The sequence below is a fragment of the Vulcanococcus sp. genome (assembly GCF_044369115.1).
Taxonomy (GTDB): Bacteria; Cyanobacteriota; Cyanobacteriia; order PCC-6307; family Cyanobiaceae; genus Vulcanococcus.
Genome location: NZ_JBIPMN010000163.1, coordinates 1 through 6,004, shown reverse-complemented (window position 1 = coordinate 6,004; position 6,004 = coordinate 1). Strand labels below are relative to the sequence as shown.

Annotated in this window: 10 protein-coding genes and 1 pseudogene; 7 read left to right on the top strand and 4 right to left on the bottom strand. The window is 64.9% G+C overall.

Going from position 1 to position 6,004, the window contains the following annotated elements; all coding sequences use genetic code 11:
* Window positions 1-343 (bottom strand): DNA gyrase subunit A (locus tag ACIQ2E_RS11770; RefSeq protein WP_398330653.1); only part of this gene is annotated, 343 nt, incomplete at its 3' end.
* 69 nt (window positions 344-412) lie between these two features.
* Here ACIQ2E_RS11770 and ACIQ2E_RS11765 point away from each other — a divergent pair.
* The 6 genes from ACIQ2E_RS11765 (at window position 413) to ACIQ2E_RS11740 (ending at window position 3,896) form a co-directional block, all read left to right on the top strand.
* Entirely contained in the window at window positions 413-1,303 is an 891-nt protein-coding gene (locus ACIQ2E_RS11765; protein ID WP_398330650.1) for a glycosyltransferase, read from the top strand.
* A gap of 492 nt (window positions 1,304-1,795) precedes the next feature.
* On the top strand, window positions 1,796-2,230 hold the full coding sequence (locus tag ACIQ2E_RS11760) for a TA system VapC family ribonuclease toxin (protein WP_398330647.1): 435 nt from the start codon (window positions 1,796-1,798) through the stop codon (window positions 2,228-2,230).
* Between the two features lie 21 nt (window positions 2,231-2,251).
* Window positions 2,252-2,527: a glycosyltransferase gene (locus ACIQ2E_RS11755; protein WP_398330644.1), complete on the top strand. Its 276-nt coding sequence runs from the start codon at window positions 2,252-2,254 to the stop codon at window positions 2,525-2,527.
* A 33-nt stretch (window positions 2,528-2,560) separates the two neighbouring features.
* Window positions 2,561-2,920, top strand: coding sequence for a hypothetical protein (locus tag ACIQ2E_RS11750; protein WP_398330641.1), 360 nt, complete (start codon window positions 2,561-2,563; stop codon window positions 2,918-2,920).
* Between the two features lie 284 nt (window positions 2,921-3,204).
* Entirely contained in the window at window positions 3,205-3,453 is a 249-nt protein-coding gene (locus tag ACIQ2E_RS11745) for a type II toxin-antitoxin system Phd/YefM family antitoxin (RefSeq protein WP_398330638.1), read from the top strand.
* Window positions 3,453-3,896, top strand: a complete 444-nt coding sequence (locus ACIQ2E_RS11740; protein ID WP_398330635.1) for a PIN domain-containing protein — start codon at window positions 3,453-3,455, stop codon at window positions 3,894-3,896. Before ACIQ2E_RS11745 ends, ACIQ2E_RS11740 begins: the two co-directional genes overlap by 1 nt.
* A 234-nt stretch (window positions 3,897-4,130) precedes the next feature.
* Here the strand turns inward: ACIQ2E_RS11740 and ACIQ2E_RS11735 are convergent.
* Window positions 4,131-4,217 (bottom strand): annotated as a pseudogene (locus ACIQ2E_RS11735) (hypothetical protein); the annotation flags it as partial.
* Between the two features lie 577 nt (window positions 4,218-4,794).
* Between ACIQ2E_RS11735 and ACIQ2E_RS11730 the strand changes: the two are divergent.
* Complete coding sequence (locus ACIQ2E_RS11730; protein WP_398330632.1) at window positions 4,795-5,148, top strand: hypothetical protein; 354 nt, start codon at window positions 4,795-4,797, stop codon at window positions 5,146-5,148.
* An 84-nt stretch (window positions 5,149-5,232) separates the two neighbouring features.
* Here ACIQ2E_RS11730 and ACIQ2E_RS11725 read toward each other — a convergent pair whose 3' ends face one another.
* Together ACIQ2E_RS11725 and ACIQ2E_RS11720 are read right to left on the bottom strand one after the other, a co-directional pair.
* On the bottom strand, window positions 5,233-5,433 hold the full coding sequence (locus tag ACIQ2E_RS11725) for a hypothetical protein (protein ID WP_398330629.1): 201 nt from the start codon (window positions 5,431-5,433) through the stop codon (window positions 5,233-5,235).
* A 21-nt stretch (window positions 5,434-5,454) separates the two neighbouring features.
* A partial coding sequence (locus tag ACIQ2E_RS11720) for a Uma2 family endonuclease (RefSeq protein ID WP_398330626.1) occupies window positions 5,455-6,004 on the bottom strand: 550 nt, incomplete at its 5' end.

Sequence of the window (6,004 nt, the reverse complement as noted above, 5' to 3'; positions counted from 1 at the left end):
GCTCGTTGAGATCCAGGTGAACCTGCAGGCTGGCTTTGGCGCTGGCCGCATCGGGTGCGGCGGTGATCATCTCGATCACCTTCGGCAGGGCATTGAGGGCCGTGATCAGGCCTTCCACCACCTCCAGCCGACCCTCCGCCCGCTTGAGGGCATGGCGGGTGCGCCGGATCAGGGTGAGCTCGCGGTAGTCGAGGAATTCCTGCAGCAGCTGGCGCAGGGTGAGCTGGATCGGCTTTCCATGCACCAGCGCCAGCAGGATGGCGCCGTAATTGCTTTGCAGGGCGGTGCGGCGCTGCAGCTCCGCCAGCACCGTTTCCGGGTTGGCGTCGCGGCGCAGTTCCACCACCAAGCTCTTCGGGATACTGCCGCGGCCGGTGAGGATCATGGTGCTCATGCCAGGTGCCACAACTCCATGCCGGACCCAGCGCTGCTGTTTCACTACAGAAAATTCCAGCCGTTCTGGAAGCAGACCGGCTTGATCCAGGTCGGTCCGCGCCTCACGGGCGGCAGCAGCAGCGTTCAGGTTAGAACCCTTGGCGTTCAACGCCTTCAGGCATCTCTGGCCCATGGCGGCATGCTAGCGCGGGGAGTGTTGCTGCACTACACCGACCCCTTTTTGCTGCGCGCCCAGCCCCTGCGCGGGCTGCTCCACTGGTGTGGCCCGCGGTTGCTGGTGTGCGGTGACCTGCACCATGGCGAGCGTCCCCTGGATGCGCTTGCGGCCTACCTGGAGGCAGAGCCGCATGACGCGGTGCTGCTGACGTTCAATCCGGCGATGCTCAGCGCTGTGCGCCAGCGGCTAAGAGTGCCCGTGCGAGCGCTGCCGCCCACGTTTTTTCGCTATCCCGCTGCGGAACGGGTGCCGCAGCCACGGCTTGAGCTGCTGCATGTGGGCAGCCTGGGGCCCCATCACCCCCGCCGCCGCGAGCTGGTGAGGGCGTTGCAGGCCAGGGGGCGGGTGCCGTTTTGCCATGCCACCACAAGCAGCCCTGAGGAGGCCGCTGCCCTCTACGCCCAGCACGCCCTGGTGCTGAATGTGCCCCTCAACCACGACCTCAACCACCGCTTCTTTGAGGTGATGGCCGCTGGCGCGCCCCAGGTGGTGTTTGGTGATCCGGGGCTGGTGGGCGACCACCGCCACCTGGCCGAGCGGCCTGATGTGTTCTGGGCCTCCACCGTTGAAGAGCTGGAGGCCCTGGTGCTGCGGTTGTTTGCCGAGCCCGCGCGCCTGCGGGCGATCCCGGTGGCGCCGCCGCCCTATTGGGAGCTCAAGGATCTGCTCAAGGCGGCGTTTGCGCCGTAGGGGCTCGCGCCAGGCCGGCCTTGGGGAGTGTGTCTTGCCGAATGCCTTTACGGCAAATGGCCAAAATTGGGGGCCGCAGACACCAGATATGTGTGGCGCACAGATGTACTATTGTTGGTCTCGCTGAACTCGTGGGCTGCCGTGGACGGTTTAGGTGCTGAGGATCGATCGGGCGAGTCAGCGGGGGTGGCCCAACGCGTTTCACCCCGGACAGCCAGTTGATGCGCACTAAGATGCGCACACGATGGGCCGTCGCGATGCGAACCACGCTCGAGCTGCCAGATCCCCTGTTTGCCCGGTTGAAGGCTCGGGCCTCCAGTCAGCGCGTCACGCTCAAGCAGCTGCTGCACAGCTATGTGGAACAAGGGCTGAACACCCCCTGCCTCAAGCGCCTGTTGAGCGATCGGCGGCCACCTTGCCCCGGATCAAGGGCGCCATCGCTAGCGAGGCAGGCCCCCTAAGCAATGCAGTGTTGTTTGAGCTGCTCGACGCGTGAACACCACGGCCGACCTGCCTGATCTCAATGTGTGGCTGGCCCTGTCATGCGTCGATCACTGTCACCACAAGCAGGCCTTGCTGTACTGGGAGCAGCAGGCTGCCGATCGTGTTCTGTTCTGCACCGTCACAGCCCTGGGCCTGCTTCGCCTGGTGCAGCAACCGAAGCTGATGGGCACAGCGGTGATGCGTGCGGCAGATGCCTCGGCGCTGTTGGAGGCGTTGTGCCGTCAGCCTGGGGTGAGCCTGGCTGCGCCAGAGCACGATGGCTTTGATGTGTTTCACCAGCTGCTGCGCAACGGAGCGTTGCCGGCTCGGCTCTGCACCGACGCCTATCTGGCAGCCCTGGCCATCGCCAACGGCTGGCGACTGGTGAGTTTCGATCAGGATTTTCAGCGTTTCAAGGGGCTCCACTGGCTCCAGCCCGCCTAACCCATCGCCCTGGTCGCCCTGGTGCTCAACGTGCCCCTTGGTCACGACCTCAACCACCGCTTCTTTGAGGTGATGGCGGCTGGCGTGCCCCAGGTGGTGTTCGGCGATCCTGGCCTGGTGGGTGAACACCGGCACCTGGCCGAGCGGCCCGATGTGTTCTGGGCGTCCAGCCTTGAGGAGTTGGAGGCCCTGGTGCTGCGGCTGTTTGCCGAGTCCGCGCGCTTGCGGGCGATCCCGGTGGCGCCGCCGCCCTATTGGGAGCTCAAGGATCTGCTCAAGGCGGCGTTTGCGCCGTAGGGGTTCGCGACAGGCCGGCCGCGGGGAGTGTGTTTGGCCGAACCCCCTTACGGCAAAGGGCCGAAGTGGGGGGTTGCAGACACCAGATATGGTGTGGCGGCCGAGATGTTTGTGGTTGTCGCCGACCGCTTCTCGCCGAACAGACGCTTCTCTGGGGCAGCTCGTCGCCGGCTGATTGCTGCGTTTGTACAGATGTACAAATCTGCGCATGGTAGGCAACTTCGACACGCTCGAGTTGAGGCTGCAGCAAGCCGCGCCCAGCTCGCCTACAGCGTCGACCCCTCCACAGCCCAACGAGCCCAGCTTGAGCAAGCCCTGATCAAGCTCAGCAGCCTTGAAGTGCAGGCCCTCTACGACGATGAGGCTCTTGAGCGGCTGGTTGGTCTGCGATAAAGGGCTGTGGCGTTGCTGTCTAACTTCGGAGCGTTTCCAGCCTTAACCACAGCCACCTTGCTGAACAGATCAACTACGGCCTTGCCAGGGAAAGTTCCGCACATCGAGACGTCGCTCTTTGACAACCTGGCCGCCCTCTCACCTTCTCAGGAAGCCCCTAAAGCCGTAGTCCTGCTGCAGGCCCCGTTCTGCCGCGAACAACGGTGCGGCAAAACTGCCATTGCCCAGGCGGAGCGAAGCGGGACTTTCGGGATTAATGTAGTGAAATTCACTAGTTATCCCCATTGGCTTCCGATCCCGCTGTTGTCACCGCCTCTGAGGCCAATCGAACCTTCTCCTCCCTGTTACGGCAGGTGGCGAAAGGCCAGAGCTTCACGGTGCACTCCCACGGGCGGCCCGTCGCCCAGCTGACGCCAGTGGATCAGGGCAGCCGCACAAGCCCAGCAGCGCGCCAAGCCCTCTTGGCTCGCCTGGCTACCCAGCCTGCCAGCGGCGAAGCCCGAGCCTGGCAACGCGACGATCTTTACGACTGATGCGCGCAGCGCTCGACACCAACCTGTTGGTCTACGCCGAGGGCTTTGGGGATGTGCAGCGGGTGAGCGCCACGAGGGCGCTGCTCGAGCAAATCAACGACGCCGATCTGGTGGTGCCCCTGCAGTGCCTCGGTGAACTGTTCCGCGTACTCACCGGCAAGGCCGGTCGCTCGCCCGACCAAGCCCGGGACGCAGTTCTTGGCTGGATGGATGCTTTTCCATTGCTGGAGAGCACCACCACCGCCTGGCAAGGGGCCATGGATCTTTGTGTGGCGCACCAGCTGGCTAGCTGGGATGCGCTGGTGGTCAACGTGGCCGCTGAGGGTGGTGCCCGGCTGTTGCTGACCGAAGATCTCCATGCCGGCTTCTGCTGGCGTGGTGTGCGGGTCGTCAACCCACTGCTGGAGCCTGCTGATCCCTACCTGACGCAGTTGCTGGCCTGAGTCAGCGCAGAGGAGGCGTCCACTGGACTGGGCCCCTCCGGTAGTCGACGGCATAAGGAAACTGCCGCACCACGAGCCGTCGCACCTCCCCATGCACACGTGGGAATGAGGCAGGATCGTGCTCGATTCGCACGATCGCTGTGGCGATGGCTTCGGCGAAAGCCAGCCCCAGATCGGCTTCTCGTCGGGCATACCAGTGACGGGTTTCGAGAAGGTCCTCCCGCGCCGATCAAGCTCGGCAGACAGCTCGTCATCCAGCGGCAGCGCGTCCCTGCGGCCCTCTTCATCGAGGCTGTCCCAAAGAGCCATGGCCAGCGCCATGCGCTCCCCCATCGTGTTTGGCGACGATTGGATAGGTGCCCCGCCCTACGTAGTTGACACCGGGCAGTTTGGGGTTGTGGCCGCCGCTGCCCCAGCAGGTTGAAGGACCCTGACTGTCTGGCGGCACTCAGAGTGGCGGCCGACAGATTTGCCGCGACACACCGGGTTCGAGCTGCGCACACCCTGCGGGCCGTGGGGGTTTGTTGGGCATGGCAGGCCCGGCCCACCGTTGTGGCTGGTGCGCCTTGCGGCGCCAGGAGGCCCAGCCCCCTTGTTTTGCTGTTCCTGGCTGCCGCAGCTCGCGCGGGAGTGTGTCTTGCCAAACCCCTTACGGCAAAGGGCTGAAATGAGCGGCTGATTGCTGCTGTTGTACAGGTGTACAAGCGTGTGCAGGGTTCTCTGAAACCCGCCCGCCTGCGGTTCGTTTGCTGCCCTGTGAGCCGACAGAGCACGGGTGGGCCCCCAGGCCTGGCCCGCCGAGGATCGCCGGGATGGGTGCCCGGTGGAATGTGCGCGCGATCGCAACACTGGTGGCTGATTTTTAGAGTGATCGCAGCTGATGGCCCCGTCCATGGCTTTGATCGATCCCTATGCCGAAGAGCGCGCCTTCATCGCGACGCTGCCGGCTTGGCGCCGTTTTCTGGCCAGGCTCAACTGGCGTTCACCGCTCAACGCGTACGTGCTTGTTGATGAGGCTTCTGGTCGCCGACCTTCGCTGAAAAAAGCCATCAAAGCAACGCTGCTGTTGTTGCTGGGGGCTGGTGTTCTTGTCGTTTTGGTCTGGTCGCAGTTGCTGTTGGTTGTGTTGCTGGCCGTTCCTGTGCTGCTGATCGTGGCGGGGGTGGTTGGTGGTTTGTGGCGGGTGATCTACGACACGCTTCAGGAAGGCGAATCGGCCCCCACAAAGACCTTGCCTGACGCCGAGACTTGATGATTGGCAGTCCTGAATGGCAGGACCTCCGCGTCAGGGGATCTGCACCAGGATCGGTCGCAGGTCATCAATACCGCTACGGGTTCAGCTCAGCTGCGCTTCGACCCAGTCGATCACCTGGTGGGGGCCGACGCCCTCCATGCAGTGGTGGCGTTCGGCGGCGCAGGCGTCGTTGCGGTAGCGGCGCGTTGTGCAGCCATCGCAGCTCTGGGTGCTGACCGTGCGCTGCAGTTGCGGCGCCCAGGTGGCGGCCGTCGTAGCGCTGCAGTGTGCCCATGGGGGCATTGTGCCCGGCCCGATCGCCGCTCAGCCCTGCCAGATCTCGCTGAGGTCGATCTGCAGGCCAGGAAACAGGTCGCCGGCATCCAGTGTCTGGGCTGCCTCGATGCGCTCCTGGGGTTGTGCGATGGCCTCAGCTCCGGCATCCCCAGTACTGCCACGCCAGATTTCGACGGCCTGTTCGGCGGGCAGCAGCAGCCACGCCAGCTGGGCGCCGTTGTGGCGGTAGAGCTCCATTTTTTGGCGCAGGGCGCTGGCGCCCCGCGGCCCCTCGTCGCTGGGGCTGGCCAGCTCGATCACCACATCGGGGCACAGCGGCGCAAAACTGCGCTGCTGCTCGGGGCTGAGGGCCTGCCAGCGCTCGAGTCGCACCAGGGCGGCATCGGGGCTCAGCACCGAGCCATCGGGCAGGCGGAACCCGCCCGAGCTGTCAAACAGCTTGAGCGGCAGGCCACTGCTGCGCAGCGCGATGCCCAGCAGCACGAGCAGTGTGCTGTTGCGAGCGCTGGTCTCGCTGCCGGTGGGCGTCATGGCGATCAAATGGCCGTCGGCAGAGAGTTCAAGCGCCGCGTCGGGG

Coding starts and splice junctions, on each gene's coding strand:
- ACIQ2E_RS11725 (WP_398330629.1), bottom strand. CDS start 5,433: ATGCCCCCATGGGCACACTGCAGCGCTACGACGGCCGCCACCTGGGCG.
- ACIQ2E_RS11765 (WP_398330650.1), top strand. CDS start 413: ATGCCGGACCCAGCGCTGCTGTTTCACTACAGAAAATTCCAGCCGTTC.
- ACIQ2E_RS11740 (WP_398330635.1), top strand. CDS start 3,453: ATGCGCGCAGCGCTCGACACCAACCTGTTGGTCTACGCCGAGGGCTTT.